Source organism: Ruminococcus sp. CAG:57, from assembly GCF_000435935.1.
Lineage (GTDB): Bacteria > Bacillota > Clostridia > Oscillospirales > Ruminococcaceae > Hominimerdicola > Hominimerdicola aceti.
Map to the genome: position 1 here is coordinate 1 of NZ_FR890791.1, position 618 is coordinate 618.

The following is a 618-nucleotide window of genomic DNA, read 5'->3' on the forward strand; positions in this document are numbered from 1 at the left end:
GATATCGTCTACACCTGCCACGAGTATACAGGCGAGCTTAAAATGCAGGCTTCTGAGGTGTCGCAGCTTAAATTTATTGATATCTGCGACCTGCCGGAGGATATTTTTCCTCCAAATAGACCTGCTATAGAAGATTACATCAACAAAAATAAAACTTAAAGGAGACACTGTTATGTGCGGAATTGTTGGATTTACTGGAAATAACGAGGCAGCCCCAATACTCTTGGACGGCCTGTCAAAGCTTGAGTATAGAGGCTATGACTCTGCCGGTATCGCTGTAAGAAACGGTGACGCAGAGCCTGAGATCGTAAAGGCTAAAGGTAAGCTGAAAGTCCTAAAGGAAATGACTAACGACGGAAAAGCTGTAAAGGGCGCCTGCGGTATAGGCCATACCCGTTGGGCTACCCATGGCGAGCCGTCAACTGTAAACGCCCACCCTCATTGCAGCGACGATGAAAATGTTATCGCCGTACATAACGGTATTATCGAAAACTATCAGGAGCTTCGTGAAAAGCTTATCAAAAAAGGATATACCTTTAAGTCTGAAACTGATACAGAAGTTGCCGTAAAGCTTATCGACTATTATTACAAAAAGTACCTGGGTACTCCTGTTGACGC

At 44.5% G+C, this 618-nt stretch carries 1 pseudogene; it reads left to right on the forward strand.

Annotated elements, in window-relative coordinates:
* Positions 1-172: 172 nt before the first annotated feature.
* Positions 173-618: pseudogene (locus QVO88_RS11325) on the forward strand (glutamine--fructose-6-phosphate aminotransferase); the annotation flags it as partial.